Here is a 25,513-nt window from a genome sequence, read left to right on the forward strand (position 1 = left end):
GCGGGGTCCCCGGCCGCCGTCGGCGGCCGGGGACGCGCCGTCACGCCGGACGCAGCCACACCGTCGCCAGCGGCGGCAGGGTCAGCCGCACGCTCGCCGGCCGGCCGTGCCGGCCCTGCGGCTCCGGCTTGACCGGGTCCGGATTGCCCACGTCGCCGCCGCCGTAGCGCGCGGCGTCGGTGTTGAGCACCTCGTGCCAGGCGGGGATGTCGTCCGGGACGCCGAGGCGGTAGTCGGCGCGGACGACCGGGGCGAAGTTCGACACGGCGAGCAGCGGGGTGCCGTCGGCGTCCAGCCGCAGGAACGCGAGCACGTTGTCCTCGGCGGCGTCCCCGGCCACCCAGGCGAACCCGGAGGGGTGGGTGTCGAGCCGCCACAGCGCGGGTGTGGTCCGGTAGACGGTGTTCAGGTCCCGCACCAGGTCCCGCACGCCCCGGTGGTCCGCCGCCGCCCCGTACTCCGGGTCGAGGAGCCACCAGTCGGGGCCGTGCGCCTCGGACCACTCGGCGCCCTGGGCGAACTCCTGCCCCATGAAGAGCAGTTGCTTGCCGGGGTGGGCCCACATGAAGGCCAGGTACGCCCGCTCGTTCGCGCGCTGCTGCCACCAGTCGCCGGGCATCTTCGACACCAGCGACCGCTTTCCGTGCACCACCTCGTCGTGGGATATCGGCAGCACGTAGTTCTCGCTGTACGCGTACACCATGGAGAAGGTCATCTCCCCGTGGTGGTACCTGCGGTGCACCGGCTCGTGGCTCATGTACTGGAGCGAGTCGTGCATCCAGCCCATGTTCCACTTCAGCCCGAACCCGAGCCCGCCGAAGCCGCTCGGCCCCTTGTGGTGGGTGGCCCGGGTGACCCCGTCCCAGGCCGTCGACTCCTCGGCGACGGTCACCACGCCCGGCACCCGCCGGTACACCGTGGCGTTCATCTCCTGGAGGAACGCCACCGCGTCCAGGTTCTCCCGGCCGCCCCGCGCGTTGGGCGTCCACTGCCCCGGCTCGCGCGAGTAGTCCAGGTAGAGCATCGAGGCGACCGCGTCGACCCGCAGCCCGTCGATGTGGAACTCCTCGCACCAGTACACGGCGTTGGCGACGAGGAAGTTGCGCACCTCGCGCCGCCCGAAGTCGAACTCCAGCGTCCCCCAGTCGGGATGCGCGGCCCGCAGCGGGTCGGAGTGCTCGTACAGCGGGCGCCCGTCGAACTCGGCCAGCGCCCAGTCGTCGCGCGGGAAGTGCGCCGGCACCCAGTCCATCAGGACGCCGATGCCGGCCTGGTGCAGCCGGTCGACCAGGTACTTGAAGTCGTCGGGGTCGCCGAGCCGGGCGGTGGGCGCGTAGAAGCCGGTGACCTGGTAGCCCCAGGAGCCGCCGAAGGGGTGCTCGGCGACCGGCATCAGCTCGACGTGCGTGAAGCCGAGGTCGGCGACGTACGCGGGGAGCTGTTCGGCCAGCTCCCGGTACGTCAGCCCCGGCCGCCAGGAGGCCAGGTGGACCTCGTACACCGACATCGGCGCCTCGTGCGCGGGCGCGTCGGCGCGGCGGGCCAGCCACTCCTGGTCGCCCCACGTGTAGTGCGAGGCGTGGACGACGGACGAGGTGGCCGGCGGGACCTCCGTGGCGCGGGCCAGCGGATCGGCGCGAAAGGTGCGCGAGCCGTCCGCGCGGGTGATCTCGAACTTGTACAGCTCACCCGCGCCGACGCCGGGCAGGAACAGCTCCCACACGCCGGTGGCGCCGAGCGACCGCATGGGGTGGCCGGTGCCGTCCCAGAAGTTGAAGCCGCCGGCCACCCGGACCCCGCGCGCGTTCGGCGCCCACACCGTGAAGCGGGTGCCCGCGACGCCGTCGTGCGTCATCGGGTGCGCGCCGAGCGCCTGCCACAGCTGCTCGTGCCGGCCCTCGCCGATCAGGTGCAGGTCCAGCTCGCCCAGGGTGGGCAGGAAGCGGTACGGGTCCTCGACCTCCTGCACCGTCTCCTCGTACGCCACGCGCAGCCGGTGCAGGGGGACCTCCCGCAGGGGCAGCAGCCCGGAGAAGAAGCCGTCCCCGTCGTTGTGCAGCTCGACGCGCAGGTCGCTGGAGAGGACGGTCACCTCGCGGGCGTAGGGCCGCAGGGCCCGGAAGGCGACCCCGCCGGGCACCCGGTGGGCGCCGAGCACGGAGTGGGGGTCGTGGTGCGTGCCGGCCAGCAGCCGCTCCCGGTCGACGGCGTCCAGGGAGGGGGAGACGGCGATCTCGACGGCGGGAGCGGTGACCTGCCGGGCACCGGGCTTCTTGGCGGTGGCCTTCTTGGGGGTGGCCTTCTTCGTCGCGGCCTTCTTCACGCCGGCCTTCGCCGTCCCGGCCCCCTCGGTCGTCTTGGCCGTCTTCTTCGAGGGCGCCTTCTTCGCGGCGGCCTGCTTGTCGGTCGTCTTCTTCGCGGCCGCCTGCTTGGCGGCCGTCTTCTTCGGGTCGGGACCGCTGGACGAGGGGCGGGGGGTCACGGGTGGAGCCTCCTGGGCGAGTGGGAGCAACGGACGGGGGCGTCAGGCCGGTTCGGGTGCCGACAGGCGGCGGACCGCGGCCAGCGGCACCGGGAGCCAGTCGGGACGGTGCCGGGCCTCGTACAGGACCTCGTAGACCGCCTTGTCGGTCTCGTAGGCGCGCAGCAGCACCGGATCGGTGCGCGGGTCGGCGCCGCCGGCCTCCGCGTACCCGGTGCAGTAGGCCGCCCGGCAGCCCGCGGCCCACCCCGGCACCGGGGCCTCGGCCGAGTGCGCCGCGTAGTCGAAGGAGCGCAGCATCCCGGCGACGTCCCGCACCGTCGGCTGCGGCAGCCGCCGCTCGGCCAGCGGTTTCGCGGGCTCCCCCTCGAAGTCGATCAGCGACCACCGTCCGGTGGGCGAGCGCAGGCACTGGCCGAGGTGCAGGTCGCCGTGGACGCGCTGCGCGGTCCAGGTGCGGCCCTCGGCCGCCAGGTCGCCCAGCGCGGTGAAGGCGGTGCGCAGAGCGGGCGCGTACGGCCGCAGCAAGGGCACCGCCCGCGCGGCCTCCTCCAGCCGCGCGATCATGCCGTCGGCGAGCTGCCGCACCTGGGCGTGGCCGAGGGTGACGGTCGGCAGCGCGCGGGCCAGCGCGGTGTGCACCTCGGCGGTGGCCCGGCCGAGCGCCCGCGCCTCGGTGGCGAAGTCCTCGCCCTTGGCCAGCTCGCGCAGCGCCAGCTCCCAGCCGTCGGTCGCGCCCTGGAGGTACGGCTGGAGCACACCCAGCACCCAGGTCCCGCCGTCCAGGTCGGCCGTCATCCAGCCCGCCGGGGCGGGCACCCGGGCGCTGCCCTCGCGGGCCAGCGCCAGCGGCAGCTCCAGGTCGGGGTTGACGCCGGGCACGATCCGGCGCAGCACCTTGAGAATGAACGTATCTCCAAACACGACCGACGAGTTCGACTGCTCGGCGGTCATCAGCCGGGGCACCAGGCCGGCGCGTATCTCCCGGTCCTCCTCCCGCTCGAAGCGGAGCCCGCCGATACGGGCCCCGGTGCGCATCGCCTCCAGGAGCACCTCGGCGGGCCGGGTGTCGTACAGGGCGTCGTAGGCGGTGCGGCCTGCCGACGGGCCCTCGGTCACGTGTCCGATCAGTGCGGGCGCCAGCCGGGGCGGCAGCGCCTCGCGCGTGCCTATGAGCAGCTGGTAGCAGTCGCCGGGTTCCTCGGGCGCGCCCGCGGCCGGGGCGGACTGCTGGTGGGCGCGGACCAGCACGTGGTGGAGGCCGAGACGGGAGTCGGCGGGGAGCAGGTCGGTGGCGGCGACCAGCGAGAAGCCGGTGACCGGGCGACCCTTGCCGGCGAACCAGCGCTGCCGTGGCAGCCAGTCCCGCAGAAGTGGATCAAGAGACGCTAGGAGGCCCGGCGGGCTCGTGACGGTACGTGTGACGGCTTCCGGCATGGCGTAGCGTCCTTTCCCCGGATCGTCGGGGTGTTACTGATGCGTGCCCCGGGCGGGGCGGTGGAAACCGTCCCGCCCGGGGGCTCGGTCAGACGGCGTCCTTGCGGAGCCGGAACCAGTAGAAGCCGTGGCCTCCGAGGGTCAGCAGGTACGGCAGGTCGCCGACCGCGGGGAAGCGGACTCCGCCGAACAGCTCCACCGGGTGGCGTCCCCCGAAGGCGCTGAGGTCGAGTTCGGTGGGCTGCGCGAACCGCGAGAAGTTGTTCACGCACAGCACCAGGTCGTCCTCCCCTTCCCCATTCGGGGGGGCCTCCCGCAGGAAGGCCAGGACGGCCGGGTTGGAGGAGGGCAGTTCCCTGTAGGTGCCCAGGCCGAAGGCCGGGTTCTGCTTGCGGATCTCGATCATGCGCCGGGTCCAGTGCAGCAGCGACGAGGGCGAGGCCATGGACGCCTCGACGTTCGTCACCTGGTAGCCGTGGACCGGGTCCATGATCGTCGGCAGGAACAGCCGCCCCGGGTCGCACGACGAGAAGCCCGCGTTGCGGTCCGGGGTCCACTGCATCGGGGTGCGCACCGCGTCGCGGTCGCCGAGCCAGATGTTGTCGCCCATGCCGATCTCGTCGCCGTAGTACAGGATCGGCGAGCCGGGCAGGGAGAGCAGCAGCGCGGTGAACAGCTCGATCTGGTCGCGGTCGTTGTCCAGCAGCGGGGCCAGGCGCCGCCGGATGCCGATGTTGGCGCGCATCCGCGGGTCCTTGGCGTACTCCGCGTACATGTAGTCGCGCTCTTCGTCGGTGACCATCTCCAGGGTCAGCTCGTCGTGGTTGCGCAGGAAGATGCCCCACTGGCAGCCGGACGGGATGGCCGGGGTCTTGGCGAGGATCTCGGAGACCGGGTAGCGGGACTCTCTTCTGACCGCCATGAAGATGCGCGGCATGACCGGGAAGTGGAACGCCATGTGGCACTCGTCGCCGCCCGCGGAGTAGTCGCCGAAGTAGTCGACCACGTCCTCGGGCCACTGGTTGGCCTCCGCCAGCACCACCGTGTCCGGGTACTGCGCGTCGATCTCCTTGCGCACCCGCTTCAGGAACTCGTGGGTGCGCGGAAGGTTCTCGCAGTTGGTGCCCTCTTCGGCGTACAGGTACGGCACCGCGTCCAGCCGGAACCCGTCGATGCCGAGGTCCAGCCAGAACTTCAGCCCGGAGATCATCTCCTCCTGCACGGCCGGGTTCTCGTAGTTGAGGTCCGGCTGGTGGGAGAAGAACCGGTGCCAGAAGTACTGCTTGCGCACCGGGTCGTAGGTCCAGTTGGACGCCTCGGTGTCGACGAAGATGATGCGGGCGTCGGCGTACTGGGTGTCGTCGTCGGCCCAGACGTAGTAGTCGCCGTAGGGGCCGTCGGGGTTCTTGCGGGACTCCTGGAACCACGGGTGCTGGTCGCTGGTGTGGTTCATGACGAAGTCGATGATCACGCGCATGCCGCGCTGGTGGGCGGCGTCGACGAACTCGACGAAGTCGGCGAGGTCGCCGAACTCGGGGAGCACGGCGGTGTAGTCCGAGACGTCGTAGCCGCCGTCGCGCAGCGGTGACTTGAAGAAGGGCGGGAGCCAGAGGCAGTCCACGCCCAGCCACTGCAGGTAGTCCAGCTTGGCGGTCAGGCCCTTGAGGTCGCCGACGCCGTCGCCGTTGCTGTCCTGGAAGGAGCGGACGAGGACCTCGTAGAAGACGGCTCGTTTGAACCAGTCCGGGTCGCGGTCCTTGGCCGGGGTGTCCTCGAAGGTGTCCGGCACGGGCTCGTTGACGATCATATGGTGGGTGACCCTCCGATCTGCGGGTGGGACGGTCGCAGAACCGTGCAGACGTGCGCGGGCGAACGGCCCGGCTCCAGGCGCACATAGTTGGCCCTGCCCCAGTGGTAGGTCTCGCCGGTCAGCTCGTCGCGCACCGGCACCGACTCGTGCCAGTCCAGGCCGAGTTGCGGCATGTCCAACGAGACCGTGGCCTCCTGGGTGTGGTGGGGGTCGAGGTTGGCGACCACCAGAACCGTGTTCGACCCCTGCCGCTTCGAGTAGGCGATCACCTCCTCCTTGTCCGTGGGATGGAAGTGCAGATCGCGCAGTTGGTGGAGTGCCGGGTTCGCACGCCGGATGGTGTTGAGCTTGGTGACGAGGGGGGCGATGGTGCGGCCCTCGCGGGCGGCGGCGGCCCAGTCGCGGGGTTTGAGCTGGTACTTCTCGGAGTCGAGGTACTCCTCGCTGCCCTCCCGCAGGGGGGTGTGTTCGCACAGTTCGTAGCCGCTGTAGATGCCCCAGGTGGGGGAGAGGGTGGCGGCGAGGACGGCGCGGACCTCGAAGGCGGGGCGGCCGCCGGTCTGGAGGTAGGCGTGCAGGATGTCGGGGGTGTTGGCGAAGAAGTTGGGCCGCATGTAGGAGGCGGCGTCCCCCGTCAGTTCGGTGAGGTACTCGGTCAGTTCCTGCTTGGTGTTGCGCCAGGTGAAGTAGGTGTAGGACTGCTGGAAGCCGATCTGGGCGAGGGTGTGCATCATCGCGGGGCGGGTGAAGGCCTCGGCCAGGAAGATGACGTCGGGGTCGGCGCGGTTGATCTCGCCGATGACGCGTTCCCAGAACACGACGGGTTTGGTGTGGGGGTTGTCGACGCGGAAGATGCGCACGCCGTGGCTCATCCACAGGCGCAGGACGCGCAGGGTCTCGGTGACGAGGCCGTCGAGGTCGGCGTCGAAGGCGACGGGGTAGATGTCCTGGTACTTCTTGGGCGGGTTCTCGGCGTAGGCGATGGTGCCGTCGGGGCGGTGGTGGAACCAGTCGGGGTGTTTGTGGACCCAGGGGTGGTCGGGGGAGCACTGGAGGGCGAAGTCGAGGGCGACTTCGAGGCCGTGCTGGGTGGCGGTGCGTACGAAGTGGTCGAAGTCGTCGAAGGTGCCCAGGGCGGGGTGGAGGGTGTCGTGGCCGCCTTCGGGGGAGCCGATGGCCCAGGGGACGCCGACGTCGTCGGGGGTGGCGGAGAGGGTGTTGTTGCGGCCTTTGCGGTGGGTGGTGCCGATGGGGTGGACGGGGGGGAGGTAGACGACGTCGAAGCCCATGGCGGCGATGGCGGGCAGGCGGCGGGCGGCGGTGCGGAAGGTGCCGTGGGGCTGTTCGGGGGTGCCCTCGGAGCGGGGGAAGAACTCGTACCAGGCGCCGTACAGGGCGCGTTCGCGTTCGACCAGCAGGGGCAGCGGGTCGGAGGAGGTGACCAGTTCCCGCAGCGGGTGGCGGGCCAGCACCGCGTCCACCTCCGGCGTCAACGCCGCCGCCAGCCGGGTGGCGGCCGGCCGGGTCTCGTCCCGCAGTGCCTCGACGGCGGCCAGCAGCACCCGCCGGTCCTCGCTCCCGGGCACGTCGGCGGCGGCGCGCTCGTACAGCCGGACGCCCTCGTCGAGGACCAGGTCGGTGTCGATGCCGGCCGGGATCTTGATGCGCGCGTGGTGCCGCCAGGTGGAGACCGGATCGCCCCACGCCTCCACGGTGTACGACCACGTGCCGGGCTCGCCCGCGGTGACGGTCGCCCCCCAGCGGTCGGTGCCGGGCGCCAGCTCCCGCATCGGCGTCCAGGGCCCCGGCCGGCCCCGCGGATCTCGGAGGACGACGTTGGCCGCGACCGCGTCGTGGCCCTCGCGGAACACGGTGGCGGAGACCTCGAAGGACTCGCCGGTGACGGCCTTGGCGGGCCGGCGTCCCTGCCGGACGGCCGGGCGGACGTCCAGGACGGGGATGCGTCCGACGGAGGTGGTCCGGTCCGCGCCGGTGCTGTCCGGCTCGGTCGGTGACGAGTGGTGCGTGGCGGGCATGACCGCTCCTGTCCGCGTCAACATGGGTGGGCGGATGACTCTGGGGAGGTGGGTCCTGCGGGTTCGTGCGGGGCGTACCGCAGGAGCCTTCCCACACTCTTCTGGTGGGCAATCCGGCACTTTGTTAACTACTCGCGCGTATGTCGACACACACGACGGGCCTGTCCCAACGCCTTCCCGGATGCCGTTGCCGCAATCAGCGCCTTCACGACATGTGCAGCCTTTCGCGCGGGGGCGAAGTGCCACAAGGAGGCCGACGGGAGGAGATCCGGCCATATCGCCGGGCCGGTCCGTATTAGCCCGTCCGGCGTTTGCCGACGAGGCCGTTCAGGCCGAATCGGAGGTTGGCGGGCGAAGCCCCCGGCGAGGGACACATCGCCCCGGTAACGTCGTGGGGGTGAAGGCGATCCGTCGACTGACCGTCCGTCCCGTTCTCCCCGACCCCCTCCGGCCGCTCAGTGACCTGGCCCGCAATCTGCGCTGGTCATGGCACCCGGAGACCCGTGACCTCTTCCAGTCCGTCGACCCCGGGTGCTGGGCCTCGTCCGGCCGCGACCCGGTGAGACTGCTCGGCACCGTGCCGCCCGCGCGCCTCGCGGAGCTGGCCGAGGACCGGCGGTTCCTGCGCCGGCTGACCGCGGTGGCCGACGACCTCGACCACTACATGACCGGCGACCGCTGGTACCAGGCCCAGTCCGGCCGACTGCCCGCCGCCGTCGCCTACTTCTCGCCCGAGTTCGGCATCACCGCCGCCCTGCCCCAGTACTCCGGGGGGCTCGGCATCCTGGCCGGCGACCACCTCAAGGCGGCCAGCGACCTGGGCGTGCCGCTCATCGGCGTCGGCCTGCTCTACCGGCACGGCTACTTCCGGCAGTCCCTCTCCCGGGACGGCTGGCAGCAGGAGCACTACCCCGTCCTCGACCCCCACGAGTTGCCCCTGGCCCTCCTCAAGGAGCCCGACGGCACCCCCGCCCACGTCGCCCTCGCCCTGCCCGGCGGCCGGGAGCTGCGCGCCCGCGTCTGGCTGGCCCAGGTCGGCCGGGTGCCCCTGCTGCTCCTCGACTCGGACGTCGAGGAGAACGACCTCGGCGAACGGGGCGTCACCGACCGGCTCTACGGCGGCGGCAGCGAGCACCGGCTCCTCCAGGAGATGCTGCTCGGCATAGGAGGTGTCCGGGCGGTGCGCACGTACTGCCGGCTCACCGGCCACGCCGGTCCCGAGGTGTTCCACACCAACGAGGGCCACGCCGGCTTCCTGGGTCTGGAACGCATTGCCGAACTCTGCGACGAGGGGCTGGAGTTCGGCTCGGCGCTGGAGGCGGTGCGGGCCGGGACCGTGTTCACCACCCACACCCCCGTGCCGGCCGGCATCGACCGCTTCGACCGCGAGCTGGTCGCCCGCCACTTCGGCCCCGACTCCGAACTGCCGCGCATCGACGTCGAGCGCGTCCTGCGGCTCGGCATGGAGACCTACCCCGGCGGCGAACCCAACCTGTTCAACATGGCCGTGATGGGCCTCCGGCTGGCCCAGCGGGCCAACGGCGTCTCCCTGCTGCACGGCGGGGTCAGCCGCTCCATGTTCGCCGGACTCTGGCCCGGCTTCGACGCCGACGAGGTGCCGATCACCTCCGTCACCAACGGCGTGCACGCCCCGACCTGGGTGGCGCCCGAGGTGTTCCGGCTCGGCGCCCGGCAGATCGGCGCGCAGCGGGCCGAGGACGCGATGACCGTCGGCGGCTCGGACCGCTGGGACTCGGTCGCCGACGTCCCCGACCAGGACATCTGGGAGCTGCGCCGCACCCTGCGCGAGCAGTTGGTCGAGGAGGTGCGGGAGCGGCTGCGTGCCTCCTGGCGGCAGCGCGGCGCCGGCACCGCGGAGCTGGGCTGGATCGACGACGTCCTCGACCCGGACGTGCTCACCATCGGTTTCGCGCGGCGCGTCCCGTCGTACAAGCGGCTGACGTTGATGCTGCGCGACCGCGACCGGCTGATGGACCTGCTGCTCCACCCCGAGCGGCCGATCCAGATCGTCGTCGCCGGCAAGGCGCACCCGGCCGACGACGGCGGCAAGCGGCTGGTCCAGGAGCTGGTGCGGTTCGCGGACGACCCGCGGGTGCGGCACCGCATCGTGTTCCTGCCCGACTACGGCATGGCGATGGCGCAGAAGCTCTACCCGGGCTGCGACATCTGGCTGAACAACCCCCTGCGGCCGCTGGAGGCGTGCGGCACCTCCGGCATGAAGGCGGCGCTCAACGGCTGCCTCAACCTGTCGGTCCTCGACGGCTGGTGGGACGAGTGGTTCCAGCCCGACTTCGGCTGGGCGATCCCCACCGCCGACGGACCGGGAACCGACCCGGACCGGCGCGACGCCATAGAGGCCGCCGCCCTCTACGACCTGCTGGAGCAGCGGGTGACCCCCCGCTTCTACGAGCGGGCGGCGAGCGGGCTGCCCGACCGGTGGATCGAGATGGTCCGCAAGACCCTCAGTCTGCTGGGTCCCAAGGTGCTGGCCGGCCGCATGGTCCGCGAGTACGTCGAGCGGCTCTACGCCCCGGCCGCCGAGGCCCACCGCGCGATGGACCCGGACTCCGCCCGCGGTCTCGCGGAGTGGAAGGCCCGGGTGCGGTCGGCCTGGTCCGGAGTGAGCGTCGACCACGTGGAGACGGGCTCCGCCACCGCGCTGGCGGAGCTGGGCGCGACGCTCGGGCTGCGGGTGCGGGTGAAGCTGGGCGATCTCGCGCCGGAGGACGTCGAGGTGCAGGCGGTCTCCGGGCGGGTGGACTCAGAGGACCGGATCACCGACGCGTCGAAGGTGCCGCTGAAGCCGGTGGGCGGGCCCGACCTGGAGGGCCGCTGGGTGTACGAGGGCCCGCTGGCCCTGGACCGCACCGGCCCGTTCGGCTACACGGTCCGCGTGCTGCCCGCGCACCGCCTGCTGGCGTCCGGCGCGGAGACGGGGCTCGTGGCCGTGCCCTCCGACGACCTGGCCCAGGCGGCCGGGCTGCTGATGAGGTGAGTCCGGGCGGCCGGGCGGCGGCGGCCGGGGAGGGCGTTTCAGCTCTCCTCGTCGCCGCCGCTCAGCCGTCGCAGCACGCTGCCGCACCGGCGGGCGTAGGCGTGCTGGAAGGCGCGGGCGGCCGGGCCGCCGGCCTTGGCGTACCACTTGGCGGGCCGGCTGAAGGCGCTCACCGTGAGCCACACCGTGCCGTCACCGGTGCGGTCCACCACGAAGGCCTCCTCGCCGGACTCCGGGTGACCGGGCAGGGTGCCGTAGGCCCAGCCGGCCCGGCGGGGCTCGTCCAGCGTCCACACCACCCGGCAGGGCGCCTTGATCATCCCGGCGAGGGTGACGGTGACGTCGACGCCCGGCGCGGCCCGTTCCGCGCTCGCCTCGATCCCGACGCCCATCTCCCGGTGCATCTCCCAGGTGAGTACGGCCTCCACGGCCCGCTGGAACACCGGTTCGCCCTCACCGAGGCGGGTGCGTACGTGCATGGGGCGGAAGCCGGGCGGGCAGTGACCCTGCTCGCGGGTGGCGCCGACGTCGTCGTACGTGAAGGACATGGGCACCAAGACTAGGACGGCATCCGGGAACCGCTGGTCCCGGGTGCCGTCCGCCGCGTGTTGGGACGGGGTCAGCTCACGTTGATCGCGGTCCAGGCCGCGCCCACCGTCTTGTACTCGGTGCTGTCCGCGCCGTAGAGGTCCGACGCCGCGCTCAGGGTGGCCGTGCGGGCCGCCTTGTAGTTCGTCGTGGACGTCATGTACGTGGTCAGCGCCTTGTACCAGATCTGCAGCGCCTTCTCGCGGCCGATGCCGGTGACGGTGGAGCCGTCGGAGGTCGGGGAGTCGTACTGCACCCCGTCGACCGTCCGCGCCCCGCTGCCCTCGGCCAGCAGGAAGAAGAAGTGGTTGGCCGGGCCCGAGGAGTAGTGCACGTCGACGCCGCCGAGGCCGGAGGACCAGTAGTCCTTGGACGCGCCGTCCTTGCTGGGCTTGTCCATGTAGCGCAGCGGGGTGCCGTCGCCGTTGATGTCGATCTTCTCGCCGATGAGGTAGTCGCCCTTGTCGGTGGAGTTCTTCGCGAAGTACTCGACGCCGGTGCCGAAGATGTCGCTGGTCGCCTCGTTGAGGCCGCCGGACTCGCCGCTGTAGTTGAGGCCCGCGGTGTTGGAGGTGACACCGTGGCTCATCTCGTGCCCGGCGACGTCCAGCGAGGTGAGCGGGTTGGTGTTGCCCGTGCCGTCGCCGTAGGTCATGCAGAAGCAGGCGTCGGACCAGAAGGCGTTGACGTAGTTGTTGCCGTAGTGGACGCGGGAGTAGGCCGCCTTGCCGTCGTTCTTGATGCCGCTGCGGCCGAAGGTGTCCTTGTAGAAGTCCCACGTGGTCTGCGCGCCGTAGGCGGCGTCGACGGCGGCGGTCTGGTCGGAGCCGGACCCGGAGGCGCTGCCGGTGCCCCACGCGTCGTCCGCGTCGGTGAACAGGGTGCCGGTGCCGGACGTGCCTCGGTTGAGGTTGTACGTCTTGTGGCCGCCGCGTCCGGTGTCGTACAGCTGGTACGAGGAGCCCGACTTGGTGGTGCCGAGGGTCACCTCGCCCGAGTACAGGCTCTTGCCGGAGCCGGTCTCGATGCCCTGGTACTCGTACAGCTTCGCGCCGGTGGCGGCGTCGGTGATCACGTGCAGCTCGTTCGGGGTGCCGTCGTCCTGGAGGCCGCCGACCACGGTCTCGTAGGCGAGCACCGGCTTGCCGGTGGCCGCCCAGATCACCTTGCGGGGCGCGGAGTCGGCCGCCGTCTTCGACGAACCGGCGTCCTTGGCGGCGGACAGCGCCTGCCGCTCGGCCTTGGCCGCGTCGACCTTCGGCGTCACGGTGGCGACCTTGACGGCGGCCTTCGTCGCTCTGGTCACGCCCTCGGCCGCGCCGGACTCCGAGCGGTGCACCACGAGGTCGCCGCCGAGGACGGGCAGTCCGTCGTAGGTGCGCTCGTAGCGGGTGTGCACGGTGCCGTCGCGGTCCTTGACCACGTCCTTGACGACCAGCTTCTCCTTGGCGCCGAGGCCTATCTCGCGCGCGGTGCCGGCCGCGCCGGCCTGCTGCTCCTGGATGAGCGCGGTACGGGCGGTGTCGGACAGCAGGAGGGGGGCGCCCGGGAGGGCCGGGCTCGCGGTGGCGCTGCCCGTGCCCAGAGCGGTGCTGAGCAGGGCGCCGGCGGCGACCGCGGTGGCGAGGGCGAGGGTGGTGCGCTTGTGGCGCGCGAAGTGGGGGGACACACAGACTCCTTCGGTGGGGGACCCGGTCGGCGTGGGGTGTCCGGCCGGAGTTGACTGCGAAGTTGTGCGGTGGATCACCGAAGACTGACACCCGGGGCGCGTACATGTCAGGAGGGTCGAATGATGTTGGCCGAAAGTTGACGGCCGGGTGAATGTTGCGGGTGTGTGAACCCGCGTGACCTCGGCAAAGCGGCAACCCTCGGTGCGTATGGCCTTGGCAAAAAAAGAGGGTGGACGCGGGAGGGCGCCGCCCCGGGGATTCGAACCACCGGGACGGCGCCCTGACCGTGGGGCCCCGCGTGCGGGCCTACGGGAAGGTGAGCTTGAAGGAGTTGATGTAGCCGGTGTCGCGGGCCGCCACGTCCTGGACGCGCAGCTTCCAGGTGCCGTTGGCGGTCTCCGAGGAGGCGTTCACCGTGTACGTCTGGTTCACGTTGTCCGCCGAGTCGGAGGAGCTGGAGTTCTTCAGGCGGTACGCGGTCCCGTCCGGGGCCAGCAGGTCGACCACCAGGTCGCCGCGCCAGGTGTGCACGATGTCCACCGCCGCCTGGAGGTTGGCCGGGGCGTTGCCCGCCCGGCCGGTCACGGTGACCGACGAGGTGACCGCCGCGCCGTTGTCCGGGATCGCCACGTCGGCGGCGTTCTCGAAGGAGGTGCCGCCACCGCCGCCGCCGGAGCGGGCGCCGACGTTGATGCCGGCCCACGCGTCCTGCACCCGCTTGTACTCGGTGCTGTCCGTGCCGTACAGCTCACCGGCGGCCGCGAGGGTGCCGGTGCGGGCCGCCGCGTAGTTGGTGGTCGACGTGAACTTCGTGGTCAGCGCGCGGAACCAGATCTTCGCCGCCTTGTCGCGGCCGATGCCGGTGACCGGGAGGCCGTCCGAGGTGGGCGAGTCGTAGGCGACACCGTTGATGGTCTTGGTGCCGCTGCCCTCGCTCAGCAGGTAGAAGAAGTGGTTGGCCGGGCCCGACGAGTAGTGGACGTCGATGTTGCCGATGCCCGAGTACCAGGCGTCCTTGGACGCGCCGTCCTTGCTCGGCTTGTCCATGTAGCGCAGCGGCGTGCCGTCGCCGTTGATGTCGATCTCCTCGCCGATGAGGTAGTCACCGACGTCGCTGGAGTTGTTCGCGTGGAACTCGACGGCCGCGCCGAAGATGTCCGAGGTGGCCTCGTTGAGCCCGCCGGACTCGCCGCTGTAGATCAGGCCCGCGGTGTTGGAGGTGACGCCGTGCGTCATCTCGTGCGCGGCCACGTCGATGGACGTCAGCGGGTTCACGTTGCCCGAACCGTCGCCGTACGTCATGCAGAAGCAGCTGTCCGACCAGAAGGCGTTGACGTAGTTGTTGCCGTAGTGGACGCGCGAGTAGGCGCCCACCCCGTCGCCGCGGATGCCGGACCTGCCGTGGACGTTCTTGTAGTAGTCCCACGTCAGCGCCGCCCCGTAGTGGGCGTCGGCGCCGGCGGTCTCGGCGTTCGAGGGCTGGCCGTTGCCCCAGACGTCGTCGGGGCCGCTGAAGAGCGTCCCGGTGCCGGAGGTGCCGCGGTTCAGGTTGTACGTCTTGTGGTTGCCGCGCGTGGTGTCGCTCAGCGTGTACGACGACCCGGACTGCGCGGTGCCCAGCGTCACCGAGCCGCTGTACATCGTGTTGCCGGTGCCGTTGTGGATCGCCTGGTACTCGAAGAGCTTGGCGCCGGTGGCGGCGTCGGTGATCACGTGCAGCTCGTTCGGGGTGCCGTCCTCCTGGAGGCCGCCCACGACCGTCTCGTACGCCAGGACCGGGGTGCCCTGCGCCGCCCAGACCACCTTGCGCGGGGCCCGGTCGGCCGCCGCCCCCTCGGCTCCGGCGGCCTTCGCGACGGACACGGCCTGCTGCTCCGCCTTGCCGGCGGATATCTTCGGCGTCACCGTGGCCGGCCTGATCGCCTTGGACGTGGCCTTCACGACCCGCTCGGTCGTCCCGGCGTCGCTGGTCACGACCAGGTCGCCGCCGAGGACGGGCAGCCCGTCGTAGGTCCGCTCGTAGCGGGTGTGCAGCGTGCCGTCGCGGTCCTTGACCACGTCGCGGACGACCAGCTTCTCCTTGGCGCCCAGGCCCAGGTCGCCGGCGGTCTCGGCCTTGGTGGCGTTGGCGTCGCGGATCAGCTCGGCGCGCTGGGCCGGGGTCAGCGTGACCGACTCGGCGCCCGGTGCGGGGGCCTGAGCGGGCGCGGCGGTGGCGGCGCCGGACTGCACCGCCGTGGCGATCAGCGCGGCGACACCGGCCAGCGCGACCGCCGCGGCACGCCGGTGCGCGACGCGGCGGGAGGGGGTGTGGGACATGGTGTGGGAGGTGCGTCTGTGGGGAGAACTGCTGCTCAACACCGACTCCTTCTGCGTGGCCGCGGGGTGCGCGGCCAGGGGAGACCGGTCGGCGGGTGGCCGGCCGGGCGGAACTGTGCGATACGCAGAGATCACGTGCGGGAGCTGGTCGCCGCACAACGCTCGTGAGGAAGCTGTGGGGGCGCTGTGAAGGGACCGACGGAAGAGTGGCAGGAGTACGCCCTCTTTGTCAGGGGCGCGTCAGTAAGTTGGCTGGAAATGGTTCGTTGACCGGGAGTTCACGTTCGATAAACGGAACCGTCGCCCGGGCGCCACTACTGACTGCCCGCTCAGTCAGTAGCCGTCCGCTCGGACGGCTCCCCGTGCCAGGACCCCCACAGCGCCGCATACGCCCCGCCGGCCGTCACCAGTTCGTCGTGCGTGCCCAGTTCGGTCAGCAGGCCGCCCTCCATCACGGCCACCCGGTCCGCGTCGTGCGCGGTGTGCAGCCGGTGCGCGATGGCGATGACCGTACGGCCCTTCAGCACCGCGGCGAGCGCCTGCTCGGTGTGCCGGGCCGTCGTCGGGTCCAGCAGGGCGGTGGCCTCGTCCAGGATCAGCGTGTGCGGGTCGGCCAGCACCACCCGGGCCAGGGCGAGCTGCTGGGCCTGCGAGCCGTCCGTCCGGTGCCCCTTCGCGCCCAACTCGGTGTCCAGGCCCCCGGGCAGCTCCCGCACCCAGGACTCGGCACCCACCGCGGTGAGCGCCGCCCACAACTCGTCGTCCCCGGCCTCCGGTTCGGCGATCAGGAGATTGTCCCGGACCGTGCCCAGGAACACGTGGTGCTCCTGGGTGACCAGCACGACCTGGCGGCGCAGCCGCTCCGGACCGAGGGCGACCACGGGCACCCCGCCCACCGTCACCGAGCCGGCGGTCGGCGCGTCGACGCCCGCGAGGAGCCGGCTCAGCGTGGTCTTGCCGGCGCCCGACGGACCGACGACCGCCAGCCGCTCGCCCGGCCGCACGGTCAGGTCCACGCCGCGCAGCACCTCGCCGCCCCGCTCGTAGGCGTACCGCGCCCCACGGACGTCGATGCGGTCGTCCGCCGGGACCGCCGACCCGTCCGGCTCCGTCCGCGGGGCCCGGGCCAGCCCCTCCACCCGGGCGAAGGAGGCCGCGCCCGCCTGGAGCTGCTCGGTCCGCATCAGCACCTCGTCGAGCGGCCCGGCCAGCTGCTGGAGGTACACGGCGCACGCCACCACCGCCCCGAGGCTCACCGACCCGCGCGCGTGCAGGAACCCGCCGCACAGCAGGACGCCCGCCACCGGCAGGACGTAGGAGATGTCCACCGCCGGGAAGAACACGCAGCGCAAGAACAGCGTCCGCATCCGGGTGCGGCGCGAGGCCTCCAGCGCCTCCCGGTTGGTCGACACGCGCCGGGCGGCCAGGTGGAACGCCTCGACCGTCCGGGCCCCCGCCACCGTGGCCGCGAGACTCTCCGCCACCTCCGACGTGGCCGCGCCCTCGGCCAGGTACCCGGCCCGCGCCCGGCGCAGATACCAGCGCAGCGCGACCCAGGCCGGTGTCAGCCCCAGCACCCCGACCGCGCCGAGCAGCGGGTCGAGCACGAACACCGCGCCCATCAGGAACAGCGCCTGCACCGAGTTGACGAGCAGATCGGGTCCGGCGTCCCGCAGCGTGGTGCCGACGGCGGTCACGTCGGCGGTGCCGCGGGTCGTCAGGTCGCCCGTGCCGGACCGCTCCACCACCGACGCGGGCAGGGCGAGCGCCCGGTCCACGTACCGCTCCCGCACCCGGGCGAGCGTCCGTTCCCCGAAGCGGTGGCCCACGTAGCGGGCCCAGCGGGCCAGCAGCAGCTGCGCCAGCGAGCAGACCAGAATGGCGAGGGCCATCCGGTCCACGGCGCCGACCCCGCCGCCGGCGCGCACCTCGTCGACGATCCGGCCCAGCAGCCACGGGCCGGCCAGTCCGGCCGCGGCGGCCAGGGCGTTGAGGCCGAGGACGGTGGCGAGGGCGCGGCGGTCCTCGCCGAGCAGCCGGGCCGCGGCGCGTCGGACGTCGGCGCGGTCGGCGACGGGGAGTTGGCCCGCGGACGTCATCGGGCCACCTCTTCGTCCCGCGCGACCAGCGCGCGGTATCCCGGTTCCGTGGTGAGGAGTTCGCGGTGGGCGCCGGTGGCGGCGGCCTTGCCGTCGACCAGGTACACCACCGTGTCGGCGCGGTCCAGCACGAGGGGGGAGGTGGACGCGACCACGGTCGTGCGGCCCTCGCGGGCGCCCCGGAGACGGGCCGCGACCGTTGCCTCGGTGTGGGCGTCCAGGGCGGAGGTCGGTTCCACGGCCAGGAGCACCTCCGGCGCGGTGAGGAGGGCGCGGGTCAGGCGGACGCGTTGTCTTTGGCCGCCGGAGAGGGTGTTGCCCTGGGCGGCGACGGGGGAGTCCAGTCCGTCGGGGAGGGACTGGAGTATGTCGTCGGCGGCGGCTGCGTGGAGGGCTTCGAGGTGCGCCGTATCGTCTGCCGGGTGCTGTTGTCGGGCGTCTGCGGGTGCGTTGTGGCTGGTCGCGCCCACGCGGCGGAGCCGCAAATCGACACTGCCCGCGCCCCTGAGCGGCATGTCCTGACCGCCTACTACATGGCGCAGGGGGCCCGCGAACAGGTCGGCCTCCGCCTCGGCGACCAGGATGCGGTCGCGGATCTGGGGGAGGGGGATGTCGGACAGCGGGACGTCCCCCCACGTCGCGTCGGACGGGGTGTAGCGGCCCAGGCGGTCGATGACCTCGGCGGCGTCGGCGGGGCGGGAGCCGGCCAGGGCGGTCAGCCGGCCAGGGAGGACGCGTACGCCGGAGGCCGGGTCGTACAGCATCGAGGGCTCCGCGGGGGCGTCCCGGGTGCCGGTGTCCGGCTCGGGCTCCAGGCGCAGGAAGGCGACCACCCGGCGGGCGGCCACCACACCCCGGCTGAGCTGGTGGCCCATCTCGATGAGGAACGCCACCGGCCAGCCCAGCGCGACCACATAGCCGTACACCGACACCAGTTCACCCACGCTGATCCGGCCCTGCGCGGCCAGCCGCGCGCCCAGCCAGGTGACCAGCGCCAGGAACAGCACCGGCAGCCCCACCCCGAGGGCCTGGATCCAGCTGGTCACCGCACCGACCCGGTAGCCGCGCTCGCGCAGCCGCTCCGAGTCCCGGCGGAACGCGTCCGCGACCAGGCCCTTGCCGCCCAGCCCGTTCAGCACCCGCAGCCCGCCCGCGAGGTCGCCGATCCGCGCGGTCAGCACGGCCTGCCCGTCCCGGTAGTCGGTCTCCCGGCCCTGGAGGCGCCCCATGAGCGGGCCCAGCAGCACCCCGAGCACCGGCACCCCGATCAGCACCACCAGGGCGAGCCGCGTCGACACCGACAGCATCAGACCGCCGACCGCCGCGTACGCGACGACCGCCCCGATGCCCGGCCCCACGGCCGTCAGCGAGGTGCTGATGGTCTGCACGTCGCCCACGCCGATGGTGACGACCTCGCCGGCCCCCACCTGCCCGCGCAGCGCGGCACCGAGCCGCGTGGCGTGTCCCACGACCACCTTGACCGTGCGGAAGTTGGCGTCCATCCGCACCAGCGTCATCGTGCGGTGCCGCAGCATGCCCAGCCAGGCGTTGACCGCCCCGACGGCGACGAGCGCGCCCGTCCAGCCCGCCAGCGCGCCCATGTCACCGGGTTCCAGGCCGTGGTCGACGGCCCGCGCCATCAGGTACGGCGTCGCCGCCAGCAGCACCATCCAGGTACTGGCGAGCACCGCACCCGCCAGACAGCGCGGCCACTGCCGCGCGACCAGCCAGGCCAGGTACCGCCAGCCGCCCCGGCGGTCCGGCGTGCCGGGATCCTCGTACGCGTCGATCACCGATGCCTCCCCCCACAGGCCCCGGGCCCGCCCGTCCTCACGCGAGGCTGTCCCGCCATGCCCGGTGCAGATCCGCGAACCGGCCCGTGCCGGCGATCAGTTCGTCCGGGGGGCCGTCCTCCACGATCCGGCCGTGCTCCATGACCAGCACCCGGTCCGCGATCTCCACGGTCGACAGCCGGTGCGCGATCACCACCGCCGTACGGCCCTTCAGCACCGTCGTCATCGCCCGCTGCACCGCACGCTCGCCGGGCACGTCCAGCGAGCTGGTCGCCTCGTCCAGGATCAGCACCGCCGGATCCGCGAGCAACGCCCGGGCGAACGACACCAGTTGCCGCTGACCGGCGGAGATGCGGCCACCACGCTTGCGGACGTCGGTGTCGTAGCCGTCCGGCAGCGCGGCGATGAAGTCGTGGGCGCCGATCGCCTTCGCGGCCCGCTCGATCTCCTCCCGCGTCGCCTCCGGCCGGCCGATCGCGATGTTGTCGGCGACCGTGCCGGAGAACAGGAACGCCTCCTGCGTCACCATCACCACCCCGCGCCGCAGCTCGGGCACCGCCAGGTCGCGCAGGTCGACGCCGTCGAGCAGGACCCGCCCGTGGGAGGGGTCGTAGAACCGGGCGAGCAGCTTGGCCAGCGTCGACTTGCCCGCGCCGGTCGACCCCACGACGGCGACCGTCTGCCCGGCCGGGAGCGTCAGGTCGAAGCGGGGCAGCACCTCGCCGCCGGTGCGGTAGCCGAAGCTCACCGCGTCGAAGACCACCTCGCGGCCGGGGTGTTCGGAGACCGCCGGGGGCAGCTCCTTCGGCGCGGCCGGTTCGGGCACCGAGGGTGTCTGGGCCAGCAGCCCGGCGATCTTCTCCAGGGAGGCCGCCGCCGACTGGTACGAGTTCAGGAACATGCCGAGCCGGTCGATCGGGTCGTACAGCCGCCGCAGGTACAGCACCGACGCCGCCAGCACACCGAGCGCCAGGGTGCCGCCCGCGACCCGGTAGGCGCCCCACAGCACGATGCCCGCGACGGTCGTGTTGGCGACCAGCCGGGACCCGACGACGTAACGGGCCATCTCCAGGAGGGCGTCGCCGTTGGTCCGCTCGTGGCGCCGGTTCAGGACCGCGAAGTCGGCGTCGTTGGCGGCCTCCCGGCGGAAGGCGCGCACCGGACGGATGCCGTTCATCGTCTCCACGAACTTCACGATCACCGCCGCGATCGCCGTGGACCGGTGCCGGTACACCCGCTCGGCGCGCCGCCGGTACAGCCGCACCAGCGCGTACAGCGGCACGAACGAGGCCACCGCGACCGCGCCCAGGCCGAAGTCCAGCCAGAGCAGCAGGGCCGCGATGTAGACGAAGGAGAGGATGACCGTCACCAGCTCCTGGAGCCCCTCGTCGAGCAGTTCGCGCAGGGACTCCACGTCCGTGGTGGAACGCGAGATGAGCCGGCCCGAGGTGTAGCGCTCGTGGAAGTCGACGCTCAGCGCCTGCGCGTGCCGGAAGATCCGCCCGCGCAGGTCGAGGAGGACGTCCTGGCTGACCCGGGCGGCCGCCGCGATGAACGCGTACTGGAGGCCGCCCGCCGCCAGCGAGCACAGCAGGAAGCCGGCGCCCACCGCGACCAGCGGTCCGTGGTCGTCGTCCCGCAGCGCCGGCACCGCGTGGTCGATGGCGTACGCCACCAGCAGCGGGCCCGCCTGCACCGCCGCCTGCTGGAGCAGCAGGAGGACGGTGGTCAGGGCGACGCGAGCCTTCAGGGGCGCCAGCAGGGAGCGCAGCAGGCCGCCGGTCGCGCCGGGCGGGCTGGGCAGGACGTCCTGGTCGAACAGGTCGCCGTCCGCGTGTGCCCCGCTCCCGGCCGGGTCCACGCCGTCCGGCTGCTCCCGGTCCGGCGCGGTGGCGGTGGGCGCGGTCATCGGGCGTCCTCCTTCTGGAGTCCCCCGGGCGCGTCGGGCACCTCGTGCCCGTCGAGCCCGGACATCAGGTGGGCGTACTCGGCGTTGCCGCGCAGCAGTTCGTGATGGGTGCCGACGGCCGCGATACGGCCCCCGGAGAGCAGGGCGACGCGGTCGGCGAGCATGACGGTGGAGGGGCGGTGGGCCACGATCAGGGCGGTGGTGTCCGCGAGGACGTCGCGCAGCGCGGCCTCCACGGCGGCCTCGGTGTGCACGTCGAGCGCGGACAGCGGGTCGTCCAGGACGAGGAACCTCGGTCTGCCGACCACGGCCCGGGCGAGCGCGAGGCGCTGGCGCTGGCCGCCGGAGAGGCTGAGGCCCTGCTCGCCGACCTGGGTGCCGGTGCCCCGGGGGAGGGCGTGCGCGAAGTCGGCCTGCGCGACCGACAGCGCCCGGCCCAGCTCCTCGTCGCCGGCGTCGTCGCCCGCGCCCATCAGCACGTTCTCGCCGACGGTGGCCGAGAAGAGGGTGGGCTCCTCGAAGGCCACGGCGACCATCGAGCGCAGCTCCTCGCGGGACAGCGCGGTGATGTCCTCGCCGTCCAGCGTGATCCGTCCGGAGGTCACCTCGTGCAGGCGCGGGACGAGCGCGGTCAGCGTCGTCTTGCCGCTGCCGGTGGCGCCGACCAGGGCCATGGACTCACCGGGGCGGATGTGCAGGTCGACGTCCGTCAGGAGGGGCGGGGAGTCGGGGGCCGCGTCGGGATACCGGAACCGGACGTTCTCGAACCGCAGACCGTCGGCCCGCTCGGCCGCGGGCAGTCGTGCCGCGGTGGGGGCGGCGTCGCCCTGCGTTTCGACGTCGGCGTCCATCACCTCGAAGTACCGGTCCGTGGCCGTCGCCGCCTCCTGGCTCATCGCCAGCAGGAAGCCGATGGACTCCACCGGCCACCGCAGGGCCAGCGCGGTGGACAGGAACGCCACCAGCGTCCCCGCCGACAGCGACCCGTCCGCCACCTGCACCGACCCGACCACCAGCGCCGCCCCGATCGCGACCTCCGGCAGGACGACGATGACCGCCCAGATGGACGCCAGCAGCCGCGCCTTGCGCAGCTCCGTCCCGCGCAGCGTGTGGGACAGCTCGTGGAAGGCCCGCGCCTGGCTGCGGTGCCGGCCGAACCCCTTGACGATCCGGATGCCGAGCACGCTCTCCTCGACCACGGTCGTCAGATCCCCGACCTGGTCCTGCGCCTTCCGCGCCACGTCGGAGTACTTCTTCTCGAAGATCACGCAGGTGACGATCACGGGGATGGCGGGCCCGAGGACGACCAGGCCGAGCGTCCAGTCCTGAACCAGCATGATGCCCACGCCGACCAGGATCGTCACCCCGTTGACCAGCAGGAACGTCAACGGGAACGCGAGGAACATGCGCAGCAGCATCAGGTCGGTCGTCCCGCGCGACAGCAACTGCCCCGACGCCCAACGGTCGTGAAAGGCCACCGGCAGCCGTTGCAGACGCCCGTACAGGTCCGCGCGCATCGCCGCCTCCACGCCGGCCAGCGGACGGGCCACCATCCACCGCCGCAACCCGAACAGCAGCGCCTCCGCCAGCCCGAGCAGCAGCAGGTACAGCGCCCCGAGCCACACGCCGGCCGGATCGCGGTCGGCGACCGGCCCGTCCACCATCCACTTCAGGACGAGGGGGATCACCAGCCCCACACAGGAGGCGAGGATCGCGACACACGCCGCGGTCGCCAACCGCACGCGCACGGGGCGTACGTACGGCCACAACCGCGACAGCGAGCGCACGGTGGAACGGTTGCCGGAGGAGTCCGGGGCGGGAACGGGTGTAGTGGGCATCAGCAGCGAGCCTACGGTTCACCACTGACACTTCCCACCGAGTTTTCGCGCGCACGGGGGTCGTACGGGGGCATCCTCCACCGGGCCGTCCGCCGTCCGCGCTACCCCGCCCGCAGCAGCAGGACCGTCCGTCCCGGCACCCTGACCGGCGCTCCCGCCGGATACGCGGTGCTCGGTGCCTCGCCCTGCTCCTCCTGCCCGGTATCGACGACCACCTCGTACCGCTCCGCCCACGGGGCGCCCGGCAGGACGAAGTCGGCCGGCGTCTCACCCGCGTGGAGCACGGCCAGGAAGCTGTCGTCGGAGATCGCCTCGCCCCGCTCGTCGCGGCCCGGGATGTCCCGCCCGGACAGGTACATGCCGAGCGTGGCGGCCGGGGCGTACCAGTCCCGTTCCGTCATCTCCGTGCCCCGGGCGGTGAACCAGGCCAGGTCGCGCAGGCCGTCCGCGGAGTGCGCGCGGCCGGAGAAGAAGGCCCGGCGGCGCAGCACGGGATGCCGGTGGCGCAGGGCGATCAGGCGGGAGGCCAGCTCGAACAGGGGGCGCCACTCCGGGTCCTCCAGCAGACTCCAGTCCACCCAGCTGATCTCGTTGTCCTGGCAGTAGGCGTTGTTGCCGCCGCGCTGGGTGCGGCCCATCTCGTCGCCCGCGACCAGCATCGGCACCCCGGTCGACAGCAGCAGCGTGGTCAGCAGGTTGCGCAGCTGACGCCGCCGCAGCGCCCGTACGTCCGCGTCCTCCGTCTCCCCCTCCGTACCGCAGTTCCAGGACCGGTTGTCGTCCGTGCCGTCCCGGTTGCCCTCGCCGTTCGCCTCGTTGTGCTTGCGCTCGTAACTCACCAGGTCCCGCAGCGTGAAGCCGTCGTGCGCGGTGACGAAGTTGACCGACGCGTACGGCCTTCGCCCGCCCCACGCGTACAGGTCGCTGGAGCCCGACAGGCGGTAGCCCATCTCCCGCACGTCCGGCAGCGCGTGCCGCCAGAAGTCCCGCACCGCGTTGCGGTAGCGGTCGTTCCACTCCGTCCACAGCGGCGGGAAGGCGCCCACCTGGTAGCCGCCCGAGCCGACGTCCCACGGCTCGGCGATCAGCTTCACCCGGCGCAGCACCGGGTCCTGCGCGATCACCGCGAGGAACGGGGAGAGCATGTCGACGTCGTGCATCGAGCGGGCCAGCGCCGCCGCCAGGTCGAAGCGGAAGCCGTCCACGCCCATCTCCGTCACCCAGTACCGCAGCGAGTCGGTGATCAGGCGCAGTACGTGCGGCTGGACGACGTGCAGCGTGTTGCCGCAGCCCGTGTAGTCGGCGTACCGGCGGGCGTCGGTCTGGAGGCGGTAGTAGCCGCGGTTGTCGATGCCCTTCAGGGAGAGCGTCGGGCCCAGCTCGCCGGCCTCCGCCGTGTGGTTGTAGACCACGTCGAGGATCACCTCGATGCCCGCCGCGTGCAGCGCCCGCACCATCCGCCTGAACTCGCCGACCTGCTCACCGGTGGTGCCGGAGGCGGCGTAGGCGGCGTGCGGGGCGAAGTAGCCGATCGAGTTGTAGCCCCAGTAGTTCTTCAGCCCGCGGTCGAGCAGATGGCTCTCGTGCGCGAACTGGTGCACCGGCAGCAGCTCCACCGCCGTCACGCCCAGCCGTGTCAGATGCTCGATCGCCGCCGGGTGCGCGAGGCCCGCGTACGTGCCGCGCAGCTCCTCGGGGATGCCCGGGTGCAGCTTGGTGAAGCCGCGCACGTGCAGCTCGTAGATGACCGAGTCCGCCCACGGCGTCTTCGGCCGCCGGTCGTACGTCCACTCGTCGTCGGGACCGCCGTCGTCGACCACGACACCCTTCGGGACGTACGGCGCCGAGTCCCGCTCGTCGCGCACGGTGTCCGCCACCCGCTGCTCCGGCCAGTCCCGCACGTGCCCGTACACCTGCGGCGGCAGCCCGAAGTCGCCGTCCACGGCGCGCGCGTACGGGTCGAGCAGCAGCTTCGCCGGATTCCAGCGGGCTCCGGTCCACGGGTCCCAGCGGCCGTGCACCCGAAAGCCGTAACGCTGCCCCGGCAGGACGCCCGGCACGAAACCGTGCCAGATCTCGTGGGTCAGCTCGGTCAGCCGCACCCGGCGCTCCCCGCCCCCGGGCCCCGGCCCGTCGAACAGGCACAGCTCCACCGCCTCCGCACCCCCCGCCCACAGCGCGAAGTTCGTCCCCGCCACCTGATCGGGGCCGGTCCGGAAGCGTGCGCCCAGCGGCACCGGGGTGCCCGGCCGGGCCGGCACGGTGGGCGGCGGTGCGGCGCGCCGGGCGCCGTTGACCACGACGGAGGGGCGCGCGTCGTCGGCGGCCCGATTCCCGGCCACCGCCTCCTGCTCGGCTGCGCTGGACACCTGTCAGCCTCCCACGGCTCATGGAACGACGTCCGGCAAGAGGGCGTGCGGCGTCCCGGCCGCTGCTCCCCGTCGCGTCGTCCTCCCCACAGTTCTGCCCACCGGTTGGCTCGCACTCACGTTTCCCCAGGGCGGGCCGGTCGTTAC

The 25,513-nt window shown here is 72.6% G+C and carries 13 protein-coding genes; 1 reads left to right on the top strand and 12 read right to left on the bottom strand.

The window, feature by feature from the left end:
- Positions 1-40: 40 nt before the first annotated feature.
- The 4 genes from glgB to OIE75_RS25985 all read right to left on the bottom strand — a co-directional run bounded on the left by glgB (position 41) and on the right by OIE75_RS25985 (position 7,765).
- Positions 41-2,482: a 1,4-alpha-glucan branching enzyme gene (gene glgB / locus OIE75_RS25970; RefSeq protein WP_329472263.1), complete on the bottom strand. Its 2,442-nt coding sequence runs from the start codon at positions 2,480-2,482 to the stop codon at positions 41-43.
- A 42-nt stretch (positions 2,483-2,524) separates the two neighbouring features.
- Positions 2,525-3,919 carry a maltokinase N-terminal cap-like domain-containing protein gene (locus tag OIE75_RS25975; RefSeq protein WP_329472264.1) on the bottom strand — a complete coding sequence of 465 codons (1,395 nt, stop codon included), beginning with the start codon at positions 3,917-3,919 and terminating at the stop codon, positions 2,525-2,527.
- 88 nt (positions 3,920-4,007) lie between these two features.
- Positions 4,008-5,726 carry a maltose alpha-D-glucosyltransferase gene (gene treS / locus OIE75_RS25980; RefSeq protein WP_307015181.1) on the bottom strand — a complete coding sequence of 573 codons (1,719 nt, stop codon included), beginning with the start codon at positions 5,724-5,726 and terminating at the stop codon, positions 4,008-4,010.
- A complete protein-coding gene (locus OIE75_RS25985) occupies positions 5,723-7,765 on the bottom strand; it encodes an alpha-1,4-glucan--maltose-1-phosphate maltosyltransferase (RefSeq protein WP_329472265.1) in 2,043 nt (680 codons plus the stop codon). The genes treS and OIE75_RS25985 overlap by 4 nt, the downstream gene beginning before the upstream one ends.
- 397 nt (positions 7,766-8,162) lie before the next feature.
- On the opposite strand from OIE75_RS25985, the gene OIE75_RS25990 reads away from it, so the two are divergent.
- Entirely contained in the window at positions 8,163-10,781 is a 2,619-nt protein-coding gene (locus OIE75_RS25990; protein ID WP_329472266.1) for a glycosyltransferase family 1 protein, read from the top strand.
- A gap of 38 nt (positions 10,782-10,819) precedes the next feature.
- On the opposite strand, the gene OIE75_RS25995 is transcribed toward OIE75_RS25990, so the two are convergent.
- The 8 genes from OIE75_RS25995 to glgX all read right to left on the bottom strand — a co-directional run bounded on the left by OIE75_RS25995 (position 10,820) and on the right by glgX (position 25,366).
- Positions 10,820-11,329: a DUF1990 family protein gene (locus OIE75_RS25995; RefSeq protein ID WP_307015184.1), complete on the bottom strand. Its 510-nt coding sequence runs from the start codon at positions 11,327-11,329 to the stop codon at positions 10,820-10,822.
- Between the two features lie 71 nt (positions 11,330-11,400).
- Complete coding sequence (locus OIE75_RS26000) at positions 11,401-13,038, bottom strand: M4 family metallopeptidase (protein WP_307015185.1); 1,638 nt, start codon at positions 13,036-13,038, stop codon at positions 11,401-11,403.
- 307 nt (positions 13,039-13,345) lie between these two features.
- On the bottom strand, positions 13,346-15,397 hold the full coding sequence (locus OIE75_RS26005; RefSeq protein WP_443078389.1) for a M4 family metallopeptidase: 2,052 nt from the start codon (positions 15,395-15,397) through the stop codon (positions 13,346-13,348).
- Positions 15,398-15,687: 290 nt separating this feature from the next.
- On the bottom strand, positions 15,688-17,457 hold the full coding sequence (locus OIE75_RS26010; RefSeq protein ID WP_307015186.1) for an ABC transporter ATP-binding protein: 1,770 nt from the start codon (positions 17,455-17,457) through the stop codon (positions 15,688-15,690).
- Positions 17,454-19,250, bottom strand: a complete 1,797-nt coding sequence (locus OIE75_RS26015; protein ID WP_329472267.1) for an ABC transporter ATP-binding protein — start codon at positions 19,248-19,250, stop codon at positions 17,454-17,456. The genes OIE75_RS26010 and OIE75_RS26015 overlap by 4 nt, the downstream gene beginning before the upstream one ends.
- A 37-nt stretch (positions 19,251-19,287) precedes the next feature.
- On the bottom strand, positions 19,288-21,159 hold the full coding sequence (locus OIE75_RS26020) for an ABC transporter ATP-binding protein (RefSeq protein WP_329472268.1): 1,872 nt from the start codon (positions 21,157-21,159) through the stop codon (positions 19,288-19,290).
- Entirely contained in the window at positions 21,156-22,997 is a 1,842-nt protein-coding gene (locus OIE75_RS26025) for an ABC transporter ATP-binding protein (protein WP_329472269.1), read from the bottom strand. The genes OIE75_RS26020 and OIE75_RS26025 overlap by 4 nt, the downstream gene beginning before the upstream one ends.
- A gap of 101 nt (positions 22,998-23,098) precedes the next feature.
- A complete protein-coding gene (gene glgX, locus OIE75_RS26030; protein ID WP_329472270.1) occupies positions 23,099-25,366 on the bottom strand; it encodes a glycogen debranching protein GlgX in 2,268 nt (755 codons plus the stop codon).
- Positions 25,367-25,513: the final 147 nt, after the last annotated feature.

This window comes from Streptomyces sp. NBC_01723 (assembly GCF_036246005.1).
In the GTDB taxonomy this organism is placed as follows: domain Bacteria; phylum Actinomycetota; class Actinomycetes; order Streptomycetales; family Streptomycetaceae; genus Streptomyces.

Coding starts and splice junctions, on each gene's coding strand:
- OIE75_RS25985 (WP_329472265.1), bottom strand. CDS start 7,765: ATGCCCGCCACGCACCACTCGTCACCGACCGAGCCGGACAGCACCGGC.
- OIE75_RS26025 (WP_329472269.1), bottom strand. CDS start 22,997: ATGCCCACTACACCCGTTCCCGCCCCGGACTCCTCCGGCAACCGTTCC.
- OIE75_RS25975 (WP_329472264.1), bottom strand. CDS start 3,919: ATGCCGGAAGCCGTCACACGTACCGTCACGAGCCCGCCGGGCCTCCTA.
- OIE75_RS26020 (WP_329472268.1), bottom strand. CDS start 21,159: ATGACCGCGCCCACCGCCACCGCGCCGGACCGGGAGCAGCCGGACGGC.
- OIE75_RS26010 (WP_307015186.1), bottom strand. CDS start 17,457: ATGACGTCCGCGGGCCAACTCCCCGTCGCCGACCGCGCCGACGTCCGA.
- OIE75_RS25995 (WP_307015184.1), bottom strand. CDS start 11,329: ATGTCCTTCACGTACGACGACGTCGGCGCCACCCGCGAGCAGGGTCAC.
- treS (WP_307015181.1), bottom strand. CDS start 5,726: ATGATCGTCAACGAGCCCGTGCCGGACACCTTCGAGGACACCCCGGCC.